This is a genomic window from Ralstonia sp. NFACC01, from assembly GCF_900115545.1.
GTDB lineage: Bacteria > Pseudomonadota > Gammaproteobacteria > Burkholderiales > Burkholderiaceae > Ralstonia > Ralstonia mojiangensis.
Genome location: NZ_FOWV01000001.1, coordinates 484298 through 509836, shown reverse-complemented (window position 1 = coordinate 509836; position 25539 = coordinate 484298). Strand labels below are relative to the sequence as shown.

Annotated in this window: 22 protein-coding genes and 1 tRNA gene; 13 read left to right on the top strand and 10 right to left on the bottom strand. The window is 62.3% G+C overall.

The window, feature by feature from the left end:
- Complete coding sequence (locus BM136_RS02395; RefSeq protein WP_045203199.1) at positions 1 to 786, bottom strand: SDR family oxidoreductase; 786 nt, start codon at positions 784 to 786, stop codon at positions 1 to 3.
- 210 nt (positions 787 to 996) lie between these two features.
- On the opposite strand from BM136_RS02395, the gene BM136_RS02390 reads away from it, so the two are divergent.
- Positions 997 to 2682 (top strand): electron transfer flavoprotein-ubiquinone oxidoreductase, encoded by a 1686-nt coding sequence (locus BM136_RS02390; protein ID WP_092969963.1) that lies wholly within the window; start codon positions 997 to 999, stop codon positions 2680 to 2682.
- A 68-nt stretch (positions 2683 to 2750) separates the two neighbouring features.
- Here the strand turns inward: BM136_RS02390 and aroC are convergent, their stop codons facing one another.
- From aroC to BM136_RS02370, 4 genes are all read right to left on the bottom strand, one after another.
- Positions 2751 to 3851: a chorismate synthase gene (gene aroC / locus BM136_RS02385; protein ID WP_092969962.1), complete on the bottom strand. Its 1101-nt coding sequence runs from the start codon at positions 3849 to 3851 to the stop codon at positions 2751 to 2753.
- Between the two features lie 85 nt (positions 3852 to 3936).
- On the bottom strand, positions 3937 to 4350 hold the full coding sequence (locus BM136_RS02380; RefSeq protein ID WP_092969960.1) for an FKBP-type peptidyl-prolyl cis-trans isomerase: 414 nt from the start codon (positions 4348 to 4350) through the stop codon (positions 3937 to 3939).
- 92 nt (positions 4351 to 4442) lie between these two features.
- Complete coding sequence (locus BM136_RS02375; RefSeq protein ID WP_092969958.1) at positions 4443 to 6350, bottom strand: MFS transporter; 1908 nt, start codon at positions 6348 to 6350, stop codon at positions 4443 to 4445.
- An 83-nt stretch (positions 6351 to 6433) separates the two neighbouring features.
- Positions 6434 to 6889, bottom strand: a complete 456-nt coding sequence (locus BM136_RS02370; protein WP_009240853.1) for a CBS domain-containing protein — start codon at positions 6887 to 6889, stop codon at positions 6434 to 6436.
- A gap of 239 nt (positions 6890 to 7128) precedes the next feature.
- Between BM136_RS02370 and BM136_RS02365 the strand changes: the two genes are divergently transcribed.
- From BM136_RS02365 to BM136_RS02355, 3 genes are read left to right on the top strand one after another with little or no spacing between them, the layout of a single operon-like run.
- Positions 7129 to 8463 (top strand): O-acetylhomoserine aminocarboxypropyltransferase, encoded by a 1335-nt coding sequence (locus BM136_RS02365; RefSeq protein ID WP_092969956.1) that lies wholly within the window; start codon positions 7129 to 7131, stop codon positions 8461 to 8463.
- Complete coding sequence (locus BM136_RS02360; protein WP_092969954.1) at positions 8463 to 9287, top strand: alpha/beta fold hydrolase; 825 nt, start codon at positions 8463 to 8465, stop codon at positions 9285 to 9287. Before BM136_RS02365 ends, BM136_RS02360 begins: the two co-directional genes overlap by 1 nt.
- A 21-nt stretch (positions 9288 to 9308) precedes the next feature.
- Entirely contained in the window at positions 9309 to 9626 is a 318-nt protein-coding gene (locus tag BM136_RS02355; RefSeq protein WP_092969952.1) for an Mpo1-like protein, read from the top strand.
- A gap of 4 nt (positions 9627 to 9630) precedes the next feature.
- Here BM136_RS02355 and BM136_RS02350 read toward each other — a convergent pair whose 3' ends face one another.
- Complete coding sequence (locus tag BM136_RS02350; protein WP_092969950.1) at positions 9631 to 10956, bottom strand: YihY family inner membrane protein; 1326 nt, start codon at positions 10954 to 10956, stop codon at positions 9631 to 9633.
- Positions 10957 to 11024: 68 nt separating this feature from the next.
- Here BM136_RS02350 and wrbA point away from each other — a divergent pair, with 68 nt between their 5' ends.
- Genes wrbA through BM136_RS02335 form a run of 3 tightly spaced genes read left to right on the top strand, consistent with a single transcriptional unit; the run spans position 11025 to position 13426 of the window.
- Complete coding sequence (gene wrbA / locus BM136_RS02345; RefSeq protein WP_045203206.1) at positions 11025 to 11618, top strand: NAD(P)H:quinone oxidoreductase; 594 nt, start codon at positions 11025 to 11027, stop codon at positions 11616 to 11618.
- A complete protein-coding gene (locus BM136_RS02340; protein ID WP_092969949.1) occupies positions 11615 to 12007 on the top strand; it encodes a DUF2069 domain-containing protein in 393 nt (130 codons plus the stop codon). Before wrbA ends, BM136_RS02340 begins: the two co-directional genes overlap by 4 nt.
- Positions 12008 to 12013: 6 nt before the next feature.
- Complete coding sequence (locus tag BM136_RS02335; protein WP_092969947.1) at positions 12014 to 13426, top strand: FAD-binding oxidoreductase; 1413 nt, start codon at positions 12014 to 12016, stop codon at positions 13424 to 13426.
- A gap of 17 nt (positions 13427 to 13443) precedes the next feature.
- Here BM136_RS02335 and BM136_RS02330 read toward each other — a convergent pair whose 3' ends face one another.
- The gene (locus tag BM136_RS02330) at positions 13444 to 13647 is read right to left on the bottom strand and encodes a hypothetical protein (RefSeq protein WP_092969945.1); all 204 of its coding nucleotides are present in this window, start codon (positions 13645 to 13647) and stop codon (positions 13444 to 13446) included.
- A gap of 663 nt (positions 13648 to 14310) precedes the next feature.
- Between BM136_RS02330 and BM136_RS02320 the strand changes: the two genes are divergently transcribed.
- Positions 14311 to 14387: transfer RNA gene (locus BM136_RS02320), tRNA-Arg, on the top strand.
- Between the two features lie 875 nt (positions 14388 to 15262).
- On the opposite strand, the gene BM136_RS02315 is transcribed toward BM136_RS02320, so the two are convergent.
- Positions 15263 to 16177, bottom strand: coding sequence for a M48 family metalloprotease (locus BM136_RS02315; protein WP_139219334.1), 915 nt, complete (start codon positions 16175 to 16177; stop codon positions 15263 to 15265).
- A 268-nt stretch (positions 16178 to 16445) separates the two neighbouring features.
- Here BM136_RS02315 and BM136_RS02310 point away from each other — a divergent pair, with 268 nt between their 5' ends.
- Both BM136_RS02310 and BM136_RS02305 read left to right on the top strand, forming a co-directional pair.
- The gene (locus tag BM136_RS02310) at positions 16446 to 17027 is read left to right on the top strand and encodes a hypothetical protein (protein ID WP_254775598.1); all 582 of its coding nucleotides are present in this window, start codon (positions 16446 to 16448) and stop codon (positions 17025 to 17027) included.
- Between the two features lie 326 nt (positions 17028 to 17353).
- Positions 17354 to 18499 carry a GGDEF domain-containing protein gene (locus BM136_RS02305; protein WP_254775597.1) on the top strand — a complete coding sequence of 382 codons (1146 nt, stop codon included), beginning with the start codon at positions 17354 to 17356 and terminating at the stop codon, positions 18497 to 18499.
- Between the two features lie 52 nt (positions 18500 to 18551).
- Here BM136_RS02305 and BM136_RS02300 read toward each other — a convergent pair whose 3' ends face one another.
- On the bottom strand, positions 18552 to 19022 hold the full coding sequence (locus BM136_RS02300; protein ID WP_024975461.1) for an Lrp/AsnC family transcriptional regulator: 471 nt from the start codon (positions 19020 to 19022) through the stop codon (positions 18552 to 18554).
- Between the two features lie 145 nt (positions 19023 to 19167).
- On the opposite strand from BM136_RS02300, the gene BM136_RS02295 reads away from it, so the two are divergent.
- Positions 19168 to 20667, top strand: coding sequence for an aminotransferase class V-fold PLP-dependent enzyme (locus tag BM136_RS02295; protein WP_092969937.1), 1500 nt, complete (start codon positions 19168 to 19170; stop codon positions 20665 to 20667).
- On the opposite strand, the gene BM136_RS02290 is transcribed toward BM136_RS02295, so the two are convergent.
- Entirely contained in the window at positions 20664 to 21185 is a 522-nt protein-coding gene (locus BM136_RS02290) for an Lrp/AsnC family transcriptional regulator (RefSeq protein ID WP_175537059.1), read from the bottom strand. The genes BM136_RS02295 and BM136_RS02290 overlap by 4 nt on opposite strands.
- Before the next feature lie 145 nt (positions 21186 to 21330).
- Here BM136_RS02290 and BM136_RS02285 point away from each other — a divergent pair, with 145 nt between their 5' ends.
- The gene (locus tag BM136_RS02285; protein WP_027681185.1) at positions 21331 to 22347 is read left to right on the top strand and encodes a 1-aminocyclopropane-1-carboxylate deaminase; all 1017 of its coding nucleotides are present in this window, start codon (positions 21331 to 21333) and stop codon (positions 22345 to 22347) included.
- 91 nt (positions 22348 to 22438) lie between these two features.
- Complete coding sequence (gene mdeB / locus BM136_RS02280; RefSeq protein WP_092969935.1) at positions 22439 to 25138, top strand: alpha-ketoglutarate dehydrogenase; 2700 nt, start codon at positions 22439 to 22441, stop codon at positions 25136 to 25138.
- Positions 25139 to 25539: the final 401 nt, after the last annotated feature.

Here is a 25539-nt window from a genome sequence, read left to right as displayed (position 1 = left end):
TTACACCATGCCGTCGTCGGCGTTGATAACGGCACCGTTGATGAAGTCCGACTGATCCGACGCCAACAGCAGAATCAGCCCATCCAGGTCTTCCGGTTTGCCGACGCGCTTGCGCGGCAGCATCTGCACGAGCTTCTGGCCAGGCTCGGTTTCCCAGTGGTGATGATTGATTTCGGTATCGATATACCCCGGGCAGATCGCGTTGGTATTGATGCCATAACGCCCCCACTCCAGCGCCATGGCCTTGGTCATGTGCACCACGGCCGCCTTGCTCATGCAATACACGCCGATCTGCGACAGCACCTTCAAACCCGCCACGGATGCAATGTTGACGATGCGCGACTGCGGCAGCGGCGAGCCGTTCTTCTCAGCGCCCTTGGCCCGCGCAATCATGCGCTTGGCCGTTTCCTGCGCCACAAAGAAGGCGCCGCGCGTGTTGGTGTCGAATACGAAATCGAAGTCGTCCGGCGTGACGTCCACCATGCGCTGCGTGGTTGAAACGCCCGAATTGTTGACCAGGATGTCGATCGTGCCGGCTTCGGTTTCAGCGTGGGCGATGGCCGATCGGATGCTGTCCGGGTCAGTCACGTCCAGCCGGATGACATGGGCGCTGCCGCCCTTCGATTCGATGTCGGCGCGCAGTTCTTTCAGTCGCTCGACGCGGCGCGAAGCCAGCACGACCTTTGCGCCGGCCGCCGCCAGCGTGTGCGCGAAACGCGCGCCCAGGCCGCTCGACGCGCCCGTGATCAGCGCGACCTTGCCTTCCAGATTGATCGACAGACCCATGATGCGTGTTCCCCGTGTGTTGGTTTGACATGCGCCGGGCTGCTCCGAAGCAACACCGGCATGTGATTTGGGCGCAGCTTAGCAAAAAATCGAACGATCGTTCAGAAATTTCCCTTGCCGCATTCAGGCGTGTCCCGGACAATGCGGAAAATTCTAATGCAGCAATCCGTCATACCAATAAGCAAACGCCCTACAAGCGAAGAGACACTTATGAACCAGCAACAGCTCCTCGAACAATACGGCCCGCGAGAGTCCATGGAGTATGACGTCGTTGTCGTCGGCGGCGGCCCCGCCGGCTTGGCGACAGCGATTCGCATCAAGCAACTGGCTGCCGAGACGGGCAAGGACGTGTCCGTCGTCGTGCTGGAGAAGGGTTCCGAGCCGGGTGCACACATTCTTTCGGGCGCGGTGATGGACCCGCGCGCCATCAACGAACTCCTGCCGAACTGGAAGGCCGACGGCGCGCCGCTCAACCAGGCAGTCACCGGCGACGACGTGCTCTTCCTGAGCGAGACCGACGCCAAGCGTACGCCCGACTGGCTCGTGCCGCGTAACTTCCACAACGACGGCTGCTACGTTGTCTCACTGTCGAACGTGGTCAAGTGGATGGCCACGCAGGCCGAAGCCATGGGCGTGGAGATCTTCCCGGGTTTTGCCGCTGCCGAAGTCCTGTACGACGACAAGGGTGCGGTGCGCGGTGTCGCAACGGGCAACATGGGCATCGGCAAAGACGGCGAGCCAACAGAGAACTTCCAGCTCGGCATGGAATTGCTCGGCAAATACACCATCTTCGCGGAAGGCGCGCGCGGCCATCTCGGCCGACAGCTGCTGGAAAAATTCAAGCTCAACGCCGGCAAGGACCCGCAGACCTTCGCCATCGGCATCAAGGAACTCTGGGAAATCGACCCGGCAAAGGCCAAACCTGGCCTCGTTGTGCACACTGCCGGCTGGCCGATGGAAGACGACACCTTCGGCGGCGGCTTCCTGTATCACCTGGAAGACAACAAGGTCACGCTCGGCTTCGTGATCGGGCTGGACTACAAGAACCCGTGGATGAGCCCATTCGAAGAAATGCAGCGCTGGAAGGCCCACCCGGCCATCCGCGCGCACATCGAGGGCGGCAAGCGCATCGGCTACGGAGCCCGCGCCATCAACAACGGCACGCCGCAAGCACTACCGAAAACCGTGTTCCCCGGTGGCGCGCTGGTCGGTTGCGACGCCGGTTACCTGAATGCGGCACGCATCAAGGGCAGCCACGCGGCCATCAAGAGCGGCATGATGTGCGGTGAAGCCGTGTTCGAAGCCGTGACGGCCGGCCGTTCCGCTGACGAGCTGTCTGCCTACCCCGCAGCCTTCGAACAGAGCTGGCTGAAGGAAGAACTGGATCAGTCGCGCAACTTCAAGCTGTGGTTCAAGAAGAGCCCGACGCTGGGGAAGATCATGACCGGCATCGAACAGTGGCTGCTGCCAAAGATTGGCGTCAGCAACCCGCCTTGGACGCTGCACGGCACGAAATCGGACAATCAGTCGCTCAAGCCGGCATCGGAGTGCCCGAAGATCGAGTATCCGAAGCCGGACGGCAAGATCACGTTCGATCGGCTGTCGTCGGTGTTCATCTCGAACACGAACCACGAAGAGAACCAGCCGGCTCACCTGACGCTGAAAGACCCGACCGTTCCGACGCGCATCAACCTGACGCAGTTTGCCGGCCCCGAGCAGCGCTATTGCCCGGCAGGCGTGTATGAGTTCGTCAAGAACGACGAGGGCACCGAGCGCCTGCAGATCAACGCGCAGAACTGCGTGCACTGCAAGACCTGCGATATCAAAGACCCGACACAGAACATCGTGTGGGTCACGCCGGAAGGCGGCGGCGGGCCGAACTACGTCGGCATGTAAGTACCGGGCGAGCACCCAACAAAAAAGACGGCTTGAAGCCGTCTTTTTTGTTGCCTGAGCGAATCGATTCAGGAAGCTTTTGCCGCGATGGCTGGGGTCTGCACCGACACATCTCCGCATTGCGCGCGATGGCGCAGCGCGTGGTCGATCAGCACGAGTGCCAACAGCGCCTCGGCGATTGGCGTAGCACGAATGCCGACGCACGGGTCGTGGCGGCCGAACGTCTCGACCACAGCCGGATCACCCGCCTTGTCGATCGAACGACGCGGCGTGCGAATGCTCGAGGTCGGCTTGATCGCCAGCGACACGGAGATGTCCTGCCCTGTCGAAATCCCACCCAGGATGCCCCCGGCGTTGTTGCCGACGAAACCCTCCGGCGTCAGTTCATCACCATGCTCGGAGCCGCGCTGGCTGACCGCGTGGAAGCCTGCGCCAATCTCAACACCCTTCACGGCGTTCAGGCCCATCATCGCGTGTGCAATATCGGCATCCAGACGATCGAACAGCGGTTCACCCCAGCCGACGGGCACGCCCGTGGCCACCACCTCAATGCGCGCGCCGACGGAATCGCCGTCCTTGCGCAGTGCATCCATATAGGTTTCCAGCTCGGGAACGATCTCGGCATTGGGCGCGAAGAACGGGTTGTTCGGCACCTCGTTCCAGTCCATGAACGGGATGTGAATATCGCCCAGCTGCGACATGAAGCCGTGGATTTCGATGCCGAACTTTTCACGCAGCCACTTCTTGGCGACGGCACCCGCAGCCACCGTCGGCGCCGTCAAACGTGCGGAAGAACGGCCGCCACCGCGCGGATCCCGAACGCCATATTTGTGCCAGTAGGTGTAATCGGCGTGGCCGGGACGGAAGGTCTCGGCGATGTTGCTGTAATCCTTGCTGCGCTGATCGGTATTGCGGATCAGCAGGCAAATCGGGGTGCCCGTGGTCTTGCCTTCGTACACGCCGGACAGGATCTCGACGAGGTCCTCCTCCTTGCGCTGCGTGACGTGGCGCGAGGTGCCGGGTTTGCGACGGTCCAGATCGGGCTGGATGTCTTCTGCCGACAGCATCATGCCGGGCGGGCACCCGTCGATGACAGCGCCGATGGCCGGGCCATGCGACTCGCCGAAGGTGGTGACGGAAAACAGCAGGCCCAGGGTATTGCCAGACATGATCGAGCTCGGGAAAGCGCCGCGACCGCCGCGGCGCGAAACATCAGGAAAACGCTATTGTAAGGCCGATCTATCGGCCCTTTGGTCAGCCGCCGATACCAAGCAGTTCGACCTCGAAGTTCAGCGTCGAATTGGGCGGAATAGTGCCGGGAACGCCGCGCTCGCCGTAAGCGGTGGTCGCCGGGCACGTCAGCTTGGCCTTGCCGCCCACCTGCATCTTCTGCACGCCTTCGGTCCAGCAGGGAATCACGCGATTCAGCGGGAACGAGATCGGCTGGCCGCGCTTGTAGGAGCTATCGAATTCTTTGCCGTCGGTCAGCGTGCCACGGTAGTGCACCTTGACCGTGTCGCTGGCCTTGGGCGACGGGCCGGTGCCCTTGGTCAACGTCTGGACGATCACACCGGAGGGCAGCGTCTCGGATGCCGGCGATGCGGCTTGCACGGTAGCGGCAGCCAGGGCAAGCAGCGAGGCGCACAGCAGCGGGGAAACGTGTTTCATGGCAGGTAATGGGAGAGTTGGGGGTCAGAGAAAGCATCATGGCCGATGCAGGCCAACCGGCAGTGTATCGAAGTCCGGAGGCGAGCCCGGCGCTAGAGCCGCTCCCCGCGCAGCGCCAGCACGGCGGCCTGCATCGCTTCCGGCGATACGGCATGCGCCGGCACCGGCGTGCCGATGCACAGCTCCAGCCTGTTGAGGAAACCGCGACGGAACGGGCGCGACATCGCCGCCCCGCCCTTGCGGGAGAAAAAGCTGCCCCAGAGCCCGCGCAGCGCCATCGGCACCACCGGCACAGGTGTGCGCTCGATGATGCGGCGCATGCCTTCCTTGAACGGGTTCATCTCGCCCGTGGCGGTGATCTTGCCTTCGGGGAAGATGCAGACGACCTCGCCTTCCGCCAGTGCAGCCGCAATGGTGTCGTAGGCGCGCGTGAGCATCTCCGGGTCTTCGTGCATCGGCGCGATCGGAATCGCCTTGACCGTGCGGAAGAACCACGACAGCACTGGCACCTTGAAGATACGGTGGTCCATCACAAAGCGCACGGGCCGGCGCACGAACGCGCCCACCACCACGGCATCGACGAAGCTCACGTGGTTGCAGACCAGCAGGCATGGGCCTTCATCGGGAATCTGCTCGGAACCGTCCACCTTCACGCGGTAGACGGTATGGATCAGCAGCCACATCACGAACCGGATCAGGAATTCCGGCACCAGCGTGTAGATGTAGATCGCCACCACGGCATTGAGGATGCCGGTCACCAGGAACAACTGCGGGATCGTGAATCCGGCACGCGTGAGCACCATCGCCAGCACCGCGGAAGCGATCATGAACAGCGCGTTGAGAATGTTGTTGGCGGCAATGATGCGTGCGCGGTGCGTCGGTTCGCACCGGCTCTGGATCAACGCGTACAACGGCACGCTATAGAAGCCGCCAAACATCGCCAGCAGGAACAGATCGGCCAGCACGCGCCAATGGCGGTGGTTCTGCAGGAAGCCGGAAATGCCCGTCAGCACGTCGTGCGCAACCAATGCCTCGGCGTGCGACGCAAAGTACAGATCCACTGCAAACACCGTCATGCCGATCGAGCCAAACGGCACCAAGCCGATTTCCACCCTGCGCCCCGAGAGCTTTTCGCACAGCACAGACCCCAACCCGATGCCGACTGAAAACACGGCCAGCAGCAGCGTCACAACGTTCTGATCGCCGCCAAGCACGTTACGCGCAAAGGCAAAGAACGACGTCAGGAACGTCGCGCCCACGAACCACAGCCACGAAATGCCCATCAGGCTCAGGAACACCGCGCGCTGGTTGCTTGCCAGCTTCAGGTTGCGCCAAGTCTCGGAGATGGGGTTCCAGTTGATGCGCAAGTCCGGCTGCGACGCCGGCGACACCGGCACACCACGCGCGGTCAGCCAGCCGGCCACGGCAATGACAATGCATGCGATGCCCGTGAACATCGGGCCGATCAGCTCGCCGTTGCGCGTGTAATTGGCCAGCTCGCCACCGCCGATGGTGCCGATCAGGATGGCAACGAAGGTGCCCATTTCCACCAGCCCGTTGCCGCCCACCAGTTCTGTCGATTGCAGATGCTGCGGCAGATACGCGTACTTCACCGGCCCAAACAGCGTCGAATGCACGCCCATCAGGAACGTGCACAGGTAGAGCAGTTCAACGTGACGCAGCGCGAAACCCGCGCAGCCGATCGCCATGATGGCGATTTCCAACGTCTTCACCAATCGGATCAGCCGCGCCTTGTCCATGCGATCGGCGATCTGTCCGCTGGTGGCCGATAGCAGCACGAAAGGCGCAATGAAGATCGCAGAGATCAGAAACGCTGCCGAAGCCGGGTCAGCATTGCCGAACAGCGCGGCGTGGTACGTGACCAGCGAGGAAAACGCCACCTTGAAAACGTTGTCGTTCATCGCGCCCAGGAACTGGGTCCAGAAAAACGGTGCAAAACGACGCTGCTTCAGCAGGGAAAACTGGCTCGATTGGCTCATCGGCAGGAGGCTGTTGGTTCAACAAAAAAACCCGCTCGCAATGGCGGGCGGGTTTCATGAATGCGGTAAAGAGATCGCGCAGATCAGTCTTCGTTGGCCTTTTCTTCCGGCCAGTCGCGAATGTACGCCTTGAGCATCTTGTTTTCGAAACTTTGATCTTCCAACACGGCTTTGGCCACGTCGTAGAAGGAAATCACGCCCATCAACGTGCGGCTGTCGAGCACAGGCAGGTAGCGCACATGGTGCTCCAGCATGATGCGACGCACTTCGTTGACCTCGGTTTCGGGCGTGCAGGTGACGGGATGATCGTCCATCACCTTGCGGATGGTGGTGCCGTCGCCCACGGAACCGTGGTTCTTGGCGACAACCTTGATGATTTCCCGGAAGGTCAGCATGCCGACCAGTTCACCGTACTCCATGACCACGAGCGAGCCGATGTCTTTTTCCGCCATCGTCTGCACGGCCACCTGGAGCTTGGTTTCAGGTGCCACGGTGTAGAGCGTGTTGCCCTTCACGTGGAGGATGTCGCTGACTTTCATATTGCGTCTCCCAGAGTTCGGGGTGCCGGTCTGCCGGGGGGCGACCGCGCGCGGGTTGTGGTTATGGTTGTGCTCTGATCCTAGCCCAAACCGGATCGCTTCGACAAGCATGCAGCGCAGAAAAAACCTGTCAAAAACCGCGCCCGCTCGGCGTTTGCCCGGAATGCGCTGCAACAGGCAGCAGTGCTAGCATGGCCCGTCCAAACCCGCTCCCGCTCCCTTTCGGGGTGCTTGAATCCATGTCCAAAGCCCGCTTCGACACGCTGGCCCTGCATGCCGGTGCCGCGCCCGACCCGGCCACCGGCGCGCGCGCCACGCCCATTCACCTGAGCACGTCCTTTGTGTTCCGCGACAGCGAACATGCGGCGTCATTGTTCAATATGGAACGCGCGGGCCACGTCTACTCGCGCATCTCCAACCCGACCGTTGCCGTGTTCGAGGAGCGCATGGCAGCGCTGGAAAACGGCGTAGGCGCCATCGCCACGGCTTCGGGCCAGGCGGCACTGCATCTGGCCATCGTCACGCTGATGGGTGCCGGCTCGCATATCGTCGCGTCTTCGGCGCTGTATGGCGGCTCGCACAATCTGCTGCATTACACGCTGCGCCGCTTTGGCATTGAGACGACTTTCGTCAAGCCGGGCGACATCGATGGCTGGCGCGCTGCCATCCGCCCGGACACCCGGCTGCTGTTTGGCGAGACGCTCGGCAACCCAGGGCTGGATGTGCTGGACATCCCGACCATTGCATCGATTGCCCATGACGCGGGCGTTCCGCTGCTGGTCGATTCGACCTTCACCACGCCGTGGCTGCTGCAGCCGTTCGCGCATGGCGCAGACCTCGTCTATCACTCGGCCACCAAGTTCCTGGGTGGGCACGGCACGACCATCGGCGGCGTGCTGGTGGACGGGGGCACATTCGACTATGTGGCCGCCGGCAAGCACCCCGAGCTGACCGAGCCGTACGCGGGGTTCCACGACATGGTGTTTGCCGAGGAAAGCACCATCGCGCCCTTCCTGCTGCGCGCGCGACGCGAAGGCCTGCGCGACTTCGGTGCCTGCATGAACCCGATGGCCGCGTGGCAACTCCTGCAAGGCATCGAGACACTGCCGCTGCGCATGGCGCGGCATGTTGACAATGCCCGCCGGGTCGTCGCCTTCCTGGCCAGCCACCCGATGGTGGCGTCGGTCGCCTACCCTGAGCTGGAATCGCACCCCGATCACGCGCTGGCCAAGCGCCTGCTGCCGCGCGGCAGCGGTGCGGTGTTCAGCTTCGACCTGCGCGGCGACCGGCGTGCCGGCCAGCAATTCATCGAGTCGCTCGGCCTGTTCTCGCACCTCGCCAACGTGGGCGATGCACGCTCGCTGGTCATCCACCCCGCATCGACAACGCACTTCCGCATGGACGCCGACGCGCTGGCCGCAGCCGGTATCAGCGAAGGCACGATCCGCCTTTCCATCGGCCTGGAAGACGCCGACGACCTGATCGACGATCTCAAGCGCGGCCTGAAAGCCGCCGAGCGCGCGATGTCCGCCGCGCCGGGCAAAGCCGCCTCCAACGCAACGGGAGCCCGCTGATGGAATGGACCGTACAAGGCGAGCGCGCCTACGCCTACACCGGCGACAAGCCGTTCAACGCCGAATTGCCATGCGTCGTGTTCGTGCATGGCGCGCAGAACGATCATTCGGTCTGGGGGCTGCAGACGCGCTGGTTTGCGCACCACGGCTTCAGCGTACTGGCGGTGGATCTGCCCGGACACGGCCGCAGCGCCGGGGCCCCGTTGCAGACGGTGGAAGCCATGGCCGATTGGGTGATGGCGCTGGTGCAGGCGGCTGGCGTCATGCAACCGGTCATCGTCGTCGGCCACAGCATGGGCTCGTTGATTGCACTGGAGTGCGCGTCACGGTACGCAAGTCGCGTGCGCCGCATCGCCCTGGTGGCGACGGCTTGGCCGATGAAGGTGTCGGATGCGCTGCTTGATGCGGCGCTCAACAACACGGCCAGCGCCATTGACATGGTGAATACGTGGTCGCATTCCAGCCTCGCGAACAAGCCATCGTCCCCTGGGCCGGGCTTCTGGATGCATGGCGGCAGCCAGCGGCTGATGGAGCGGATTGCGCACGGTACCGAGGCGCCCGTCTTTCACACGGACTTTGCCGCCTGCAACGCCTATGCACGCGGCGCCGAAGCCATGGCGGCCGTGCAGTGTCCGTCACTCGTCATCGTCGGGGAGAAAGACCAGATGACCCCAGCGAAAGCTGGACGTCAGGTTGCGGCAGGATTGACCGGCAGCCGCGTTGTCGGGCTCCCAGGCGGGCACGCGATCATGGGAGAATGCCCCGACGGCACACTCGACGCGCTGATCGCCTTTGCGCGAGAACGAGACCCGGTCGCCGCATAAGTCGCCTCCTGGAGACGCATCATGGCCACCACTGACACCCGGAGCTTCGGCAGCTTTGCCGAGTTCTATCCGTACTACCTGAACGAGCACCAGGACCGCACCTGCCGGCGTTTGCACTTTGCCGGCTCGACGGTGGCGCTGGTATGCCTGATCCTGCTTGTCCTTACGGGCAACCTGTGGTGGCTGCTCGGAGCGGCGGTGAGCGGTTACGCGTTCGCGTGGGTCGGGCACTTCGGATTCGAGAAGAACCGGCCCGCCACGTTTCGCCATCCGTTTTACAGCCTGATGGGCGACTGGGTGATGTATCGCGACATCTGGACCGGCAAGATCCCTTTCTGAAGCGTCAGGCGCCGGCGCTGGCGGCGGCCATTGCGGACGCCGCGGGTGCCGTAGCCGCCTGCGCTGCCGCCGCCACGCCGCGTTCGCCAGTCGTGAAAATGCTCTCCAACGTGGCATCGAGCGCAGGATTCTGCAGTTGGCTGACCAGCGTGTGCGTGTCCCCCAGATGGCGTGCCAGCGAGGTGCGCGGCAAGCGCGGCAGACTCAGCACCAGCCTTTCATAGAGCGGTCGCAGCGTGGTCGTGTGCGCATCGCAAAGCAGCGCCCAATGGGTCTCACCGCGATCCTGCTGCAGCTTGCCGATCAAATGCAGTGCCTTCAGCTTGGTCAGCAGGTCAGCCAGGTAATCGGCTTCCAATTGCAGGCGCCGGCCGATATCACGCTCGGCCACCGTACGTGGTGCCTGTTCGCGGGCGCGATACAGCAGCAGCAGAACACCCAGCGCATCGAAGAACTCGCTGCCCGGAAACGTGCGCCGTTGCCAATAGCCCTGGCGGATGATCGGCAGCGTCGACGCGATGGTCGCACCGAGCAACGTCACCAGCCAGCTCACGTAGATCCACGTCAGGAAGATCGGTAGCGTGGCAAATGCGCCGTAGACGGCCGTGTACGTCGGGATATGCGCAACGTAAGCGCCAAAAACGCGCTTGGCAATTTCAAACGCCGCCGCGGCAATCAGGCCGGCAATGAAGGCATCGCGCCGCTCCACATTGGTGTTCGGCACGAACACGTAGAGCATCGCAAACGCAATCGCCGAAAGCAGGATCGGGACCAAGCCCACAATCACACCCAGGCCGAACGGCAGCTTGTGCACATAACCCGCCGAGATCGACACGAGGTACGAACTAACCGACAGGCTTGCGCCAATCAGCACCGGCGCGAATGTCATGAGAGCCCAGAACACCAGAACGCGCTGCGCGAGCGGCCGTCGATGGCGCACGCGCCAGATGGCGTTCAACGCGTTCTCGATGGTGAGCATGGTCATCACCGAGGTCACGACCAGGCCGATCAGGCCTGCTGCCGTCAACCCCTTGGCGTTGCTTGAAAACTGGTTGAGATACGTCAGGATCGGCCGGCTGATGTTGCCCGGCACGAGATTGCTGAACATGTAGCCCTCGATGTCCGCCCGGAAGCTCTTGAACATCGGGAATGCCGTGAACAGCGCAAACGCCACCGTCAGAATGGGAACGAGCGACAGCACCGTCGTGAACGTCAGGCTGCTGGCCACTTGCGGAAGGCGATCTTCACCGGCGCGGCGCAAGGCGTAACGCGCCAGCGCACGCAGCTTGGCGGCATTCCATTGACGAAGCGCACGGGTGTCAAAAAGCATGAAAAATGAGGCTGGAGGCGGGGTTGGGGGGCGCAACTATAATACCGCGACGCTCTCAACGCTTTGTTATGAAAGATATCCTGGTCTTGTACTACAGCCGTCACGGCAGCACGCGCGCATTGGCCGAAGCCATTGCGCAAGGCATTGAAAGCGTCGACGGCGCTCAGGCGCGTGTGCGCACAGTGCCCGCCGTCTCCACCGTCTGCGAAGCCACGCAGCCCGACGTGCCCGACAGCGGCCCGCCCTACGTGGAAGTACGCGACCTGGAGGAATGCGTGGGCCTGGCGCTGGGTTCGCCCACGCGCTTTGGCAACATGGCCGCGCCGCTCAAGTACTTCCTGGATGGCACCACACCGCAATGGCTGGCGGGCGCGCTGGCGGGCAAACCGGCATGCGTGTTCACCTCCACGGGCAGCATGCATGGCGGGCAGGAAACCACCCTGCTCTCGATGATGCTGCCGCTGCTGCACCATGGCATGGTCGTGCTCGGTCTGCCGTATCAGCACAGCGAACTGCTTTCCACCGATGCCGGCGGCACACCGTACGGACCGTCACACGTCGCGCATCGCGGCGATACCGCACCGCTTACCGCCCACGAACGCACGCTCGCCACGGCCATGGGCCGGAGGCTGGCGCAGACTGCTCTGAAGCTCGCCGCATGACTCCCGCCGACAACGCCGTCACCGAATCCCGCGCACTGGCTCTGCTGAGTGCAGGCAGCCTCATCGCACTGATCGTGCTGTGCGCCGCGTGGGAGTTGTGGCTCGCGCCCGTGCGCCCGGGCGGCTCGTGGCTGGCGCTGAAGGCGCTGCTGCTGGCGTGGCCACTGCCCGGCGTGCTGCGCAAGAACCGCTACACGATGCAATGGGCGTCGATGTTCATCCTGCTGTTCTTTACCGAAGGCATCGTGCGGGCGACATCGGACGTTGGGCTTTCGCGCTCTCTGGCATGGGGCGAGGTGGCGCTCAGCGTGGTGTTCTTTACCGCAACCATCTTCTACCTGCGCCCGTTCAAGCGCGCTGCAAAAGCCCGCGCCGGCCACAGCACCTGACCCGTCATGACTCACGATGCCTTCCTGCAAGCCTGCGTTGATGCCATCGGCGCAACACACGTCCTGACCGCGCCGGAAGACCTGGCGCCCTACCTTACCGATTGGCGCAAGCGTTTCACGGGGCGCGCACGCGCAGTGTTGCGCCCGGCCAGCCCCGACGAGGTGGCAACACTCGTACGCCTGTGCGGCGAATACGGCGTGCCCATCGTTCCGCAAGGCGGCAACACCGGCCTGTGCGGCGGCGCCACGCCCGACATGGAAGGCAGCGCAGTCGTGATTTCGTTGCAGCGCATGCAGCGCGTGCGCGCCGTCGACCCCATCAACAACACCATCACCGCGGATGCCGGCTGCATCCTGGCCAACGTGCAACAAGCCGCCGCAGATGCTGACCGCCTCTTCCCACTCAGCTTGGCGGCCGAAGGCAGTTGCACGATCGGTGGCAATCTTGCGACCAATGCGGGCGGCACCGCCGTCCTGCGCTACGGCAACGCGCGCGAGCTCTGCCTGGGCATCGAAGCGGTCCTGCCCAACGGCGAACTGTGGAATGGCTTGCGTGGCCTGCGCAAAGACAACACAGGCTATGACCTGCGGGACTTGCTGATCGGCGCGGAAGGCACGCTCGGCATCATCACCGGGGCGATGCTGAAGCTGTTTCCGCAACCGCGCGCCAAGGTGACGGCGCTGGCGGCGCTGCAATCGCCGCGGCAAGCGCTGGAGTTTCTATCGCTGGCGCAAGGCCATGCAGGGACGCTGCTGACAGGCTTCGAGCTGATGTCGGCGTTTTGCCTGGAGCTGGTGCACAAGCATTACCCGCAGCTGCGCGTGCCGTTTACGCAGGCATATCCGCAATATGTGCTGCTGGAATTGTCCGATCTGGAAAGCGAAGCGCACGCGCGCACGCTGTTCGAATCGCTCATGGAAGACGCGCTCGCGCGCGGCGTGATCGACGATGCGGCGGTGGCGGGATCAGTGGCGCAGTCGCGCGACTTCTGGAGCCTGCGCGAACATATTCCGCTGGCGCAGGCCGATGAAGGCAAGAACATCAAGCACGACATTGGCGTGCCCATTTCGCGCATTGCGGACTTCATTGACGTGACCGACCGCGCGCTGGCCGCAGCCTATCCCAGCATCCGCATGGTGACGTTCGGCCATCTTGGCGACGGCAACCTGCATTACAACGTGTCGCCGCCAGAAGGCCATGCGCACGAAGCGTTCCTGGCCAACCAGGACGGCATCAACCGCATCGTGCATGACAGCGTGCATGCGCACGGCGGTTCTATCTCAGCCGAACATGGCATCGGCCAGCTCAAGCGCGAAGACAACGCGCGCTACAAGAGCCCCGTTGAACTGGCAGCCATGCGCGCGATCAAGCAGGCGCTGGACCCGCGCGGCCTGATGAATCCGGGGAAAGTGTTGTAAGGCGATCCGGCCTTGCTTCAGCCGAACAGCTTCAGCGTGTAGTTCGCCACCGCCAAGAGGACCGTTGCCCCCAGCAGCCACAACAGCATGCGTGGTACGCCGCTGGGCGGCAGACGATGATCGTTGGCGTTGGAACGGTCGCCAATGCGCCCGCTCTGGGCGCTACGGATGTAGGTACTGCGGGACGCCCCTGCCGGGCGTCGTGCATGACGCGTGCTCATTGTTGTTTCCTCCCTGCCCCATGGCTAGCGCCTCGCCCCGGCTCCCTGCAGCCATGGCGAAACACAGCAGCCCCATGGATCGCTCCATGGCTGCCCAAACAAGACTCCCTGATTTCCCGTCTGGCCGAACCCAAAAGGCTTCGTCACGCCCGTTTGGCGTGCATAGGCACAGTGTTCCGCGTCCTTGCACGGAATTTCGAATGAAACGTTATTGTTGTATGGCACTACCCGACGCCACGAAATGTATCAAAAATCCCCCCAATTGGGGGGTACGTATTTTAGGTATCACCTTTTGGATGATGCGCAGGAACGACGCTTGCGGGCTTGATCAGGGCAAACCCGAACTCGACCCATGTATGGAGGCAGCCCATGCCCGCTTTGCCCGACCTGACCAAGCGCGCCCACATCACGCCGCCGCAGCCGCCCGAACAGCCCCCGCACCCGCCGCCGGAAATGCCGCCGCCCGACGAACCGGCCCACGACCCGGTGCACGACCCTGAACCCCAAACGCCCCCAATCGAACTGCCGCCCGGGGAGCTACCGCCGGAAATCCCGCCCCAGCATTAGCGCGGCGCAACATCCCATCTGTTAGAATCGCGGCCTCCCAGGCACCCGGAGGCCGCGCGTTTTTGGTATGCCTGGGCAGCCTGCATATCTGCATATCTGCCCATAGCTCAGTTGGATAGAGCATCGGCCTTCTAAGCCGACGGTCGGGGGTTCGAATCCCTCTGGGCAGGCCAAAATTCTTTGCGAATCAGGCACTTAGAGAGTCGCCGCATCGGGCGATTTCTGGAAAACTGCCCGCGCAGTGTGCCAGAATTGCACCAAGGAAACCACCGCAAAACTAGGCCCAGAGCCGATTTGCGGCGCGGCCCATCCGAGCCAATTGCACCAACGCTCGATATCGGACCTTTAGAGGGATTCTCAAAGTAGGTCGCCAAACGGCCAGAGCCCCCCTCCCTGTCCGGCAAAACCGAACAAGTACGGCGTGGTGTCGGATGGCTTCTCTAAGCGTTATGGCCGCTTCCTGCGGGAAACGCTCAAGATCATGGATAGGCGCATCACGCTCCATTCCTGGCGGCATGGGTTCGCTGACATCTGCCGAGCCGCTGGTGTTGCTCCAGACGTGCGTATGGCCCAAATGGGTCATACCAAAAGCGGAGGTTTCCGGGACGGACGACCTGGGCGACGGAATGCCACCTAGGAGACTGATTAAGGCGGTGGCGGGGGCTCGCTACGCGGCAGTCCGTCGCAGTCTGCCGGGCCCAGCGTTGGAGTGGCGGGCTGGGCATCTCGCTGTTTTAATTTACGTCCGTAGATGGCATCTATGCTGGTTTTGAATTCGGCCCGTCGCCGAACTGGCGCGAGGGCCGGTCACATCGAAATTTCAAGTGTTTTCGCGCGCTCCTGAAAGGCGCTTTTCCAACTCAAGCCATACTAGATCGACTATTTTTGAATATTGCTTGGCTAGATGTTTTGCGGATTCAATGTCGTCGGAACCTATCGGCAATTGATTTAACAAACAAACCAAAAAAGACGCGCGATCACGATTACTTGGATGCGTCTCACTTTCTCGCGAAGAATATTGCGACAAATCTCCCCGCTCTATATAAAATTAGTAGCGATCTTGAAGATCCAAGGCAACAAAGAAGAGATAGGCCCCGATAAAAGACATTGAAACGTCAAAACCATCATCAGCACGAGCTTTGAGCGTCAAAATCAAGCCAATCGAGTCAGCCTCATACTCCTGGAAGTGCGAATCCGAAATTGACTCCCCGACAGCACTATCGATGACGGATTTTGAAACAAAACTCTCCAAGTGATTCGCGAACACATGGCCAAATTCGTGTGCCACCAAAAACACTTCCATTCCGACGCGGAATAGTGCAGCAAGTTGAAGGTGCGCATCTCCCGGAATATATGGCTTAACCATAGACGGCACTGCTGTCTCATCAATAACAGAAAGCAACTCCTCAAATTTTTCGATGCACTCTCGATTATTTTTTATATTCTCACAAACATCATCAAGATCGACGGAAAACCGATAGGCACCGTCCTCCGACTCTAAAATCGGGATGCATAGAGAAAAGGCTTTGGCGAACAGATTGCAATAGGTGAAAATCTGAGAGTCAAAGAGCAGAAATTTCTTTTCCGAGCAATCCAGTCGAACCGCCTGCGCATTTACAAGACCAGTTGGAATTGTGGAATACAAAGGAAAGTTCTCAGCATCCAATCCAATATCTTGAGTAGCTTTCTTGATTTTTTCGACAAGCCCATTAAGTATCGAATATTGAATCGGAGATTCAAACCGCGTTGGCAAAACAAGTTCCGCTGGGTACACATCATGGAACCCGATCTCCTCTCGCCTCACTTTAGAGGCAACTTCTTCGAATACCCCCCGAATCTCGTCAAAAATTTTGTGTGCCTCGTACACACCTCGATCAGACAACCCACCCAGATTGCCACTTTTCAGGTGCTTCTCCAGGCATGCGTAATTTTCATCGGAGTCAGATAGATATTTTATTTTCACGATTATTTTCTTTTATATAACCCGATGCTAGCCGAATTATATTGATGCATGATCAACTCCTGCCCGAGCAGCACGGAGACAATGGCCGGTTCCGCATAGCAGTTATTGCGGCCTTGTCATTCTTGTTCATGTTGGCAAGCGGAATGCCTTGAGGACTGAGCAGTCGGAGCTGCTCATCAAAGGCGCCGTTCATGTATGACAACGCATCTGTACCACTATCGGTGCCGGCATCTTGTTGCGCGCTTGATGCCGTTTGGCTCGGCACCACATGCGCCTTCAGATACGCGACATCGAGCGTGCGCTTGGCATGTCACGTCCAGCCGATGCGCTTGCACCGGCATCAGTGCATCAGCAACTGGAAGCCCTCCGTAGCCAAGGACTGCCTCAGATTGAGGCTATGCAGGAAGCCTGCGCGCTGGCGCAGTCCATTCAACTGTGGTCCGAAACTTCACTGCCCGATCACGCGCCAGATTTGAAGCCGTTGATACGGCTGCTGCAATTGGCCGGGCGTCCTGACTCGGCGCAGCCCGTGGCGATTGAATATGCGCCGGCAAGTGAAATACCCCCTGCTGCTGCACCGGCCCCAGCGCCCCCCCGCGCCAACAATGCCCCGTTGCCGCCAGCAGACGCGCAACCTGCCCCCTCCCAGAACGTCAACGCTATGCCAACCAGCCGTCACGCCGCTTTGACGCAAATCCGCTTCGCTCGCACTTGGTTTGAAGCGCACGAGCCAAGCAGTCCGGTCGCGCTGTTGCTTCGGCAGGCAGAGTCGCTGGTGGGGAAACCGTTTGCGGAGGTGTTTCAGGCGATTCCCGCGGATATCGTTGAAAGGTGGGCGCAGAACGAATAATGGTGCCGTGCGCAGGACGTACAACATCGGACAGCAACTGCCCTCTTCCCGGCGTTCCTGCGCACGTTGTGCCATCGGCGACACCCTATTGCAAAAATGAGCCTTAAGAGACGCACAAAACTGCCGATAGGCAGAGGTTGTGGGGAATGCTCTACACCCAAGCCTCGCCGCTTCAGAAGGCTTCCAGCAGTCGTGGCCACAGGTCGGCCCATCCGGCCTAGGCTCGGTTGCCGAATGCGCGCTTGTCTTGTTCCCATTCCTGTCGCCTGTCCGATCTCATGCTCAGCCCGCTCGCTCTGATAGGTATCGTGATGGTGTCCTGCTTGATGAGCGTCGCCATCCTTGGATCACTGCTTCGGACCGCCGTGCCGGGAATAGGCCGCTGGTGCGTGGCACACGCGCTATTGGCCACGGCTTCGGCGTGTGTGCTGACCGCGGGCAGTCTGCAAGCACGGTTCGTCACCCTGGCGGCTGCACTCATCACGCTGACGGCCGTCCTGTTGCTCATACAGGGGATGCGCCAGTTTTTCGGCAAGCCTTGGGCGGTGACTCAAGAGACGGGGGCGTTTGCCATCGCGTTCGTTGCGTTGGTGTATTTCACGCTCATATCGCCGAACGTCAGCGCAAAGATTGGGATCGTGTCGGTGTTCTTTGCCTATGCCCGGATTGCTGTCGGGACATTGGCCCTGCGTCACGCGCCGCATGCGGGCGCCCGCTATCCCTATCGATTCGTTGCCGCGGCCGCATACCTGGGCGCGTTGTTCCATGTCACCCGGGCGATCGCCGTTGCCTTCGGCCTGCCGCAATCGGCTTTTCCCGAACCGTCAGCGTGGAACGTTCTGTTTCTTGGGCTGGCGATCGTCACGTTCCCATGCATGTCGACCGGCATGGTGATGCTCGCGCACGATCAACTCGCCCGGAGGATGGAGCAGCTCGCGAATATTGACGAACTCACGGGCGTACTGATGCGGCGTGCGTTCATGGCAAGGGCAAGCGTCTTGCTTCACGACGCGGTGGCGAGCGGCAAACCGTTGTCGATTGCTGTTCTGGACATCGATAAGTTCAAAGCAGTCAACGACGGTTTCGGCCACGCGGTGGGCGATCGCATTCTCAAGCACGTCACGTCGGTGGTCTCCACGCGGCTGAAGCCAGGCGATCTGTTCGGTCGCCTCGGTGGCGAGGAGTTTGCGATTGTGATGGTCGACGCGGAAAAGACCGCCGCTGCGGCTGTCATGGATGAACTCCGGCTCGCAGTTGAGCATTCGCCAAGAGAAGGCGTGCGTTGCACCTTCAGCGCGGGGGTCGAGTGCGTCATGCCCGGAGACACATTGGCGGCCACCCTCGCCCGAGCGGACGCGGCGCTCTATCTGGCGAAAGAGAAAGGGCGCAACCGGGTCGTCATTGCCTCAGAGGCTCACGAACGCGACGTCGAAACGCATGAAGCGACCGCCACGTCAAAACTGGTCTGCTGATGCTGGGATAGCGGCCACGAAGCCCCTCCACAGTTCAGCCGCAAATACACCCTCAATCCCCCTGCCCCACATCCCGCACCGGCAGCGCAGTCGAATACTTGATCTGCTCCATCGAGAACGATGAACTCACATCCGACAGCGGCACGGACTTGATGAGGTGTTTGTACACGCGGTCATAGTCTTCGATGCCCGCCACCGCAACACGCAGCAGATAGTCCATCTCGCCGCTCATCCGGTAGACCTCCACCACCTCGGGCATATCGCGCACCACTTGCGTGAAACGCTGCGCCCATTTCTCGGTGTGTTGATCGGTGCGCACGGCCACGAACACCGTGGTGCCGACGCCCAGCTTGCGCGCGTCGCACAGCGCCACCTGGGCGCGGATGACGCCCGTGTCCTTGAGCCGCTGCACCCGCTTCCAGCACGGCGTTTGCGAAAGGTTCACGCGCTGCGCTAGCTCTGCGATGGGCAGCGTCGCATCGGCCTGCAACAGTCTCAGTAATTCGCGGTCAATGGCATCCATTTCGATAGAGAAATTTTCTTCTACAGAAGCTGAATTTTAGGGAATATTCCACGCCACATCCAGGAATTCACAGGGAACTTTGAATTATTTTTCTGAGCCGTCCGCCGTATCATTTTTCCTGCCTCTACCCCAGCACACAAACGACATGAGCGACAGCAACACCCTCCATTACCTCGACTACGCAGCCACCACGCCGGCCGACCCTCGCGTGATTGCGGCCATGACCGCCTGCCTTGGCATGGAAGGCGCCTTCGGCAACCCTGCGTCAAGTTCACATGCGACGGGCCGCTTCGCGCGGAACAAGGTCGAGCAAGCGCGCAAGCAAGTTGCAGCGCTCATTGGCGCCGATGCCGACGAGATCATCTGGACCTCGGGCGCAACCGAGTCCAACAACCTCGCGCTGAAGGGCTACGCAGACGCCGCCACCGGCAAGCGCCACCTCATCACGAGCCGCATCGAACACAAAGCCATTCTCGACACGATGGCGAACCTGTCGGCGCGCGGCTGTTCGGTGACGTATCTGTCACCAACACGCGACGGCGAAATGACGCCCGAAGCGGTCGCCGCTGCGGTGATGCCTGACACCGGGCTCGTCTCGCTCATGCTGGTGAACAACGAACTGGGCACGCTGACTGACGTTGGTGCGATCGCGCAGATCGTGCATGCCGCCGGCGCGCTGTTCCACGTCGACGCCGCACAGGCACTCGGCAAGACGCCGATCGATGTGCGCGCGCTCGGCATCGACATGCTCTCGATGTCCGCCCACAAGGTCTATGGGCCCAAGGGGATCGGCGCACTGTATGTCCGCCGCGACATCGCCTCACGCATTGCGCCGCAAATCCACGGCGGCGGCCATGAGCGTGGTCTGCGCTCGGGCACGCTGGCGACGCATCAGATTGTCGGCATGGGCGTCGCGTGCGAATTGGCTGCGGAAGAGCTGGAGCACGAAACCGCCCGCATTGCCGCGCTGAGCCAGCGGCTGAAGGCCGCGGTGCTCGCTCTCGGCGACGTGGTGCAGAACGCCGACGTGGCACGACGCATTCCCCACACCCTCAGCTTCACGGTCAACGCGCCCGGCTTCATGCCGATGATGCTGGGCGACGATCTTGCTGTGTCGTCAACGTCGGCGTGCAACTCCGCTGCGGGCATGCCCTCGCACGTGCTGACGGCCATTGGCCTGGATGCCGATGCCGCCGGCCGCACCGTGCGCATCAGCCTGGGCCGCTTTGCGACCGAACAGGACGTTGACTTTGCCGCTGCGTGCTTCCAGCGCGCGATCGAGCAATGTCGCGCCACCGCATCCAGCGGGTTGACGGCTTCGCGGCAAATCATGCCCGCCGATCTGAAGGCCATCTGCAATGCAGGTTTCCGCTCGGTGATCTGCAACCGCCCAGACGGCGAGAGCATCGACCAGCCCGCCTTTGAGGACATTGCCGCTGCCGCCCGCGAGCTGGGCCTGGAAGCGCGCTACCTGCCGGTCGAGCCGAACGGCATTGGCGATGCAGACGTCGCGGCATTTGGCGAACTGGTCGACACGTTGCCCAAGCCCATCCTTGCGTATTGCAGAAGCGGCAACCGGGCCGGCATGCTCTGGAACCGCCTGATGGATCAACGCAAGGGCTTAGCCGCTCGCACCGTCGGCTAAGCCACCGGCAGCTCCGTCGTCGACAGCACCTGCTTGAGCACCATGAACGTCCGGATCTGCCGCACGCCCGGCAGATACAGCAACTGTTCGGCATGGAGCCGGTTGTAGCCTTCGTTGTCTTTCGTGCGCACGAGCATGAAGTAATCGAATTCGCCCGTCACGACGTGGCATTCTAGGCAACCGGGCACCTTCTGCACCGCATTCTCAAATGCCGTGAACGATTCCGGCGTCGAGCGATCCAGCACGACGCCGATCATCACCAGCGACCCCAGATCCAGCGCACGCGGATCGAGCAGCGCAACAATCCCCTTGATCAGCCCCAGCTCCTTGAGCCGTTCCACGCGGCGCAGGCAGGCCGGCGGGCTGAGGTTCACCTTGGCCGCCAGGGCCACGTTGGAGATGGACGCATCGCGCTGGAGCGTCCTGAGAATCGCGCGATCGGTGCGATCCAAGGCGTGGCGCGCTGAAGCCGCCGACGCGTCAGCATCTTCCTGCAATTTTGTTTCGCTCTTTTTCATATTAAAGAAATAAAGAGATACATAGTTCGATATACAGCCCTCTACGTCCCGGATATTAGACGATCTTTGCAACCTCATTTCGCAGCGTTCTGCGTACCATTGGTTTCCGACATCCCGCCATTTGCGGCACTGAAGGAGCCACCTCATGAACCTGCAGCGATTTCCCCGTTATCCCCTGACGTTCGGCCCGACGCCCATCCAGCCGCTGAAACGGTTGAGCGCGCACCTGGGCGGCAAGGTGGAGCTGTTTGCCAAGCGCGAAGATTGCAACAGCGGCCTGGCCTTCGGCGGCAACAAGACGCGCAAGCTCGAATACCTGATCCCGGAAGCGCTGGAAGGCGGGTACGACACGCTGGTGTCCATTGGCGGCATTCAGTCGAACCAGACGCGCCAGGTGGCCGCTGTGGCCGCGCACCTCGGCCTCAAGTGCGTGCTGGTGCAGGAAAACTGGGTGAACTACTCCGACGCCGTGTACGACCGCGTCGGCAATATCGAGATGTCGCGCATCATGGGCGCCGACGTGCGCCTCGATGCCGCAGGCTTCGACATCGGCATCCGGCCCAGCTGGGAACAGGCCATGGAAGACGTGCGCAAGCGCGGCGGCAAGCCGTTCCCGATTCCGGCCGGCTGCTCCGAACACCCGCTCGGCGGCCTGGGCTTTGTCGGCTTTGCCGAAGAAGTGCGCCAGCAGGAAGCGCAGCTGGGCTTCAAGTTCGACTACATCGTCGTCTGCTCGGTCACGGGCAGCACGCAAGCCGGCATGGTCGTCGGCTTTGCGGCGGATGGCCGGGCCGACAAGGTGATCGGTATCGACGCCTCGGCCAAGCCGGAACAGACGCGCGCGCAGATCCTCCGCATCGCACAGCACACCGCCGAACTGGTCGACCTCGGCCGAAACATCACGGAGAAGGACGTGGTGCTCGACACGCGCTACGGCGGCCCGGAATACGGCTTGCCCAATGAAGGCACGCTGGAAGCCATTCGCCTGTGCGCACGCCAGGAAGCCATGTTGACCGACCCCGTGTACGAAGGGAAATCCATGCACGGCATGATCGACATGGTGCGCAACGGTGAATTTCCTGAAGGCTCGCGCGTGCTCTACGCCCACCTGGGCGGCGTGCCGGCGCTCAACGCATACAGCTTCATCTTCCGCAACGGTTGATGCAGCGCCGCCGCGGCGGCGCATCCGGGCGCGGGCGTGCATCGCATGATCACGGCCCGCCTTCCCATCCTTCCTTCAGGCAGGACCCGTCATGACGGATTTATCGACCGGCGCCGCGTCGATGCGCTCCCTCGCGCACCGCATCGAAGACAGCGACCCAGGGGAAACCGCCGAATGGCTCGACGCGCTGGAGGCCGTCGTCCAGCATGCCGGCACCGCGCGCGCGCAGTTCCTGTTCGACCGCCTGGCGGAACGCGCCGCAACGCTGGGCGTCGGCACCGCCCTCGCCCGCGTTACGCCCTACGCCAACACGATCCCCGTTGAAGCGCAGCCGCCGTATCCCGGTGATATCGATACCGAAGAGCGGCTGGCCGCCGCGCTGCGCTGGAACGCGCTCGCCATGGTCGTGCGCGCCAACCAGGCCTACGGCGAGCTGGGCGGGCACATCGCCAGCTACGCATCGGCCGCCGATCTGTTCGAAGTCGGCTTCAATCATTTCTTCCGAGCAGACAACGCGGCGCACGGCGGCGATCTCGTCTACTTCCAGCCGCACGCGTCGCCCGGCGTCTATGCGCGGGCGTATCTCGAAGGGTTTCTCGACGAGGCACATCTCGAACACTATCGGCGCGAAATCACGGGACCCGGGCTGTGCTCCTATCCGCATCCGTGGTTGATGCCCGAGTTCTGGCAGTTCCCCACCGGGTCGATGGGCATCGGGCCGATCAACGCGATCTACCAGGCGCGCTTCATGCGCTACCTGCAGAACCGCGGCCTGCTGCAAACCACCGAACGCAAGGTGTGGGGCTTCTTTGGCGACGGCGAAATGGACGAGCCCGAATCGATCGGCGCCCTCTCGCTGGCGGCGCGCGAGCGGCTCGACAACATCGTGTTCGTCATCAACTGCAACCTGCAGCGGCTCGACGGTCCCGTGCGCGGCAACGGCCGCATCGTCGACGAACTCGAAGCGCAGTTCACCGGTGCGGGCTGGAACGTCATCAAGGTGCTGTGGGGCTCGGACTGGGATGCCCTCTTCGCCCGTGACCATTCGGGGGCGTTGCTGCGTGCATTCGCGCAGACCGTGGATGGCCAGTTCCAGACCTTCTCCGCCAACGACGGCGCCTACAACCGCGAGCGCTTCTTTGGCCAGAACCCCGAGCTTGCCGCGCTCGTCTCGCATTTCAGCAACGAAGACATCGACCGCCTGCGCCGCGGCGGCCACGACGTGCGCAAGCTCCACGCCGCCTACGCCCGCGCACTGCAGCACACCGGCCAGCCCACGGTGATCCTCGCCAAGACGATGAAGGGCTTCGGCATGGGCAGCGTTGGGCAAGGCCGGATGACGACGCACCAGCAGAAGAAGCTCGATGTCGATCAGCTCAAGGCGTTTCGCGACCGCTTCCGCCTGCCGCTGTCGGACACCGATGTCGAGCAATTGAAGTTCTACAAGCCAGCGCCAAACAGCCCGGAGATGCAATACCTGCATGCACGCCGGGCTGCCCTCGGAGGCTATCTGCCCAGACGGCGGAAGGCGGCAACACAGGCGCTGACCGTGCCTGCGTTGCCATCCTGGGGACAATTCGCGCTGCAAGCCGAAGGCCGCGAGATGTCGACCACGATGGCCATCGTGCGGATGTTCGGCAACCTGCTGAAAGACGACACGCTGGGCCCGCGCATGGTGCCGGTGGTGGCGGACGAGGCGCGCACGTTCGGCATGGCGAGCATGTTCCGCCAGGTCGGCATCTATTCGCCGCTGGGCCAGCAATACGAACCGGAAGATCTGGGTTCGATGCTGTATTACCGCGAAGACACGAGCGGCCAGATCCTGGAGGAAGGCATCTCGGAGGCCGGCGCCATCTCGTCATGGATTGCCGCTGCCACCGCCTACAGCACGTGCGATCTGCCGATGCTGCCGTTCTACATCTACTACTCGATGTTCGGCTTCCAGCGCATTGGGGATCTGATCTGGGCGGCGGCGGACCAGCGGGCGCGCGGCTTCCTGATCGGCGCCACGGCGGGCAAGACAACGCTCGGCGGTGAAGGCCTCCAGCACCAGGACGGCGCCAGCCACCTTGCCGCATCCACGGTGCCGAACTGCCGCGCGTGGGATCCGGCCTTTGCCTACGAGGTGGCCATCATCCTCGACGAAGGCATGCGCGCGATGCTAGAGCGTCAGGAAGACACGTTCTACTACCTCACGGTGACGAACGAGAACTACGCGCAGCCGTCGATGCCGGATCGTGATCTGCGCGAGGGCATTCTCAAAGGGATGTATCCGCTGACGCCGCATAGCCTGCCGACAGCGCGCCTGCAGTTGCTCGGTTCCGGCGCCATTCTGGGCGAAGTCATGGCCGCCGCGCAGATGCTCAAGGAAGACTGGAACATCGACGCGGCCACCTGGAGCGTGACGAGCTTTTCCGAGCTGCACCGCGAGGCCATCGCTGCGGAACGCGTTGCCCGCCTGGGTGGGGAAGCCGCGCCGTCGTACGTGGAAACCGTCTTGCGCGCATCGCGCGGCCCCGTCGTCGCGGCCAGTGACTATGTGCGCGCCGTGCCGGAGCTGATCCGTGCGCATGTACCGCGCCGCTACGTCACGCTCGGCACCGACGGCTTTGGCCGCAGCGATTCACGCCGCGCGCTGCGCGAATTCTTCGAGGTTGACCGCGCGTCCATCGTCATCGCCGCACTGAAGGCGCTCGCCGACGACGGCGAACTGGATCACGCCGTGGTGCGTGAGGCGGCCGCACGCTACGGCAAACACGCGACCATGGCCGACGCGCCCTGGATGCGCTGAACAACCTGCACTCGCGAGACATTCAGCTCGGCTCGCGGAGATCGAAGCTCGACGTTTGAGGCTTTTTGCTCGGCGTGTGGCGCTAATTGCTCGACGTGCCGAGCTTTTTGCTCCACGTGCCGAGCTTTTTGCTCCACGTGTCGAGCTTTTTGCTCCGCGTGTCGAGCTTTTTGCTCGGCGGTTGAGGCTCAGAACTCGGCCCGCGAGGCTTTTTGCTCGACGGCCCGAGTTTTTTGCCTCGCGCGTCGTGCTTTGCCGTTGGTGCGTGGCGCGCTGAATCGCGGCGCTGGTTGTGGTCGATGCATCGGCGCAGCGAAATGGGCCGGGACGGGGTCTTCTGAAATCGCTCCGGCGGCAGATTCAGCCAAGGGCGTCGCGTCGGCGCCCTTTTTCGTTTCCAA

What these genes read in the sequence shown, in the direction of transcription:
- BM136_RS02375 (WP_092969958.1), bottom strand. Translation starts at nt 6,350, where the DNA reads ATGAGCCAATCGAGCCAGTTTTCCCTGCTGAAGCAGCGTCGTTTTGCA.
- BM136_RS02350 (WP_092969950.1), bottom strand. Translation starts at nt 10,956, where the DNA reads ATGCTTTTTGACACCCGTGCGCTTCGTCAATGGAATGCCGCCAAGCTG.
- BM136_RS02355 (WP_092969952.1), top strand. Translation starts at nt 9,309, where the DNA reads ATGGCCACCACTGACACCCGGAGCTTCGGCAGCTTTGCCGAGTTCTAT.
- BM136_RS02335 (WP_092969947.1), top strand. Translation starts at nt 12,014, where the DNA reads ATGACTCACGATGCCTTCCTGCAAGCCTGCGTTGATGCCATCGGCGCA.
- BM136_RS02330 (WP_092969945.1), bottom strand. Translation starts at nt 13,647, where the DNA reads ATGAGCACGCGTCATGCACGACGCCCGGCAGGGGCGTCCCGCAGTACC.
- BM136_RS02370 (WP_009240853.1), bottom strand. Translation starts at nt 6,889, where the DNA reads ATGAAAGTCAGCGACATCCTCCACGTGAAGGGCAACACGCTCTACACC.
- BM136_RS02380 (WP_092969960.1), bottom strand. Translation starts at nt 4,350, where the DNA reads ATGAAACACGTTTCCCCGCTGCTGTGCGCCTCGCTGCTTGCCCTGGCT.
- BM136_RS02365 (WP_092969956.1), top strand. Translation starts at nt 7,129, where the DNA reads ATGTCCAAAGCCCGCTTCGACACGCTGGCCCTGCATGCCGGTGCCGCG.
- wrbA (WP_045203206.1), top strand. Translation starts at nt 11,025, where the DNA reads ATGAAAGATATCCTGGTCTTGTACTACAGCCGTCACGGCAGCACGCGC.
- BM136_RS02290 (WP_175537059.1), bottom strand. Translation starts at nt 21,185, where the DNA reads ATGAAAAAGAGCGAAACAAAATTGCAGGAAGATGCTGACGCGTCGGCG.
- BM136_RS02305 (WP_254775597.1), top strand. Translation starts at nt 17,354, where the DNA reads ATGAGCGTCGCCATCCTTGGATCACTGCTTCGGACCGCCGTGCCGGGA.
- BM136_RS02340 (WP_092969949.1), top strand. Translation starts at nt 11,615, where the DNA reads ATGACTCCCGCCGACAACGCCGTCACCGAATCCCGCGCACTGGCTCTG.
- BM136_RS02310 (WP_254775598.1), top strand. Translation starts at nt 16,446, where the DNA reads ATGCGCCTTCAGATACGCGACATCGAGCGTGCGCTTGGCATGTCACGT.
- BM136_RS02360 (WP_092969954.1), top strand. Translation starts at nt 8,463, where the DNA reads ATGGAATGGACCGTACAAGGCGAGCGCGCCTACGCCTACACCGGCGAC.
- BM136_RS02285 (WP_027681185.1), top strand. Translation starts at nt 21,331, where the DNA reads ATGAACCTGCAGCGATTTCCCCGTTATCCCCTGACGTTCGGCCCGACG.
- mdeB (WP_092969935.1), top strand. Translation starts at nt 22,439, where the DNA reads ATGACGGATTTATCGACCGGCGCCGCGTCGATGCGCTCCCTCGCGCAC.
- BM136_RS02295 (WP_092969937.1), top strand. Translation starts at nt 19,168, where the DNA reads ATGAGCGACAGCAACACCCTCCATTACCTCGACTACGCAGCCACCACG.
- aroC (WP_092969962.1), bottom strand. Translation starts at nt 3,851, where the DNA reads ATGTCTGGCAATACCCTGGGCCTGCTGTTTTCCGTCACCACCTTCGGC.
- BM136_RS02300 (WP_024975461.1), bottom strand. Translation starts at nt 19,022, where the DNA reads ATGGATGCCATTGACCGCGAATTACTGAGACTGTTGCAGGCCGATGCG.
- BM136_RS02390 (WP_092969963.1), top strand. Translation starts at nt 997, where the DNA reads ATGAACCAGCAACAGCTCCTCGAACAATACGGCCCGCGAGAGTCCATG.
- BM136_RS02395 (WP_045203199.1), bottom strand. Translation starts at nt 786, where the DNA reads ATGGGTCTGTCGATCAATCTGGAAGGCAAGGTCGCGCTGATCACGGGC.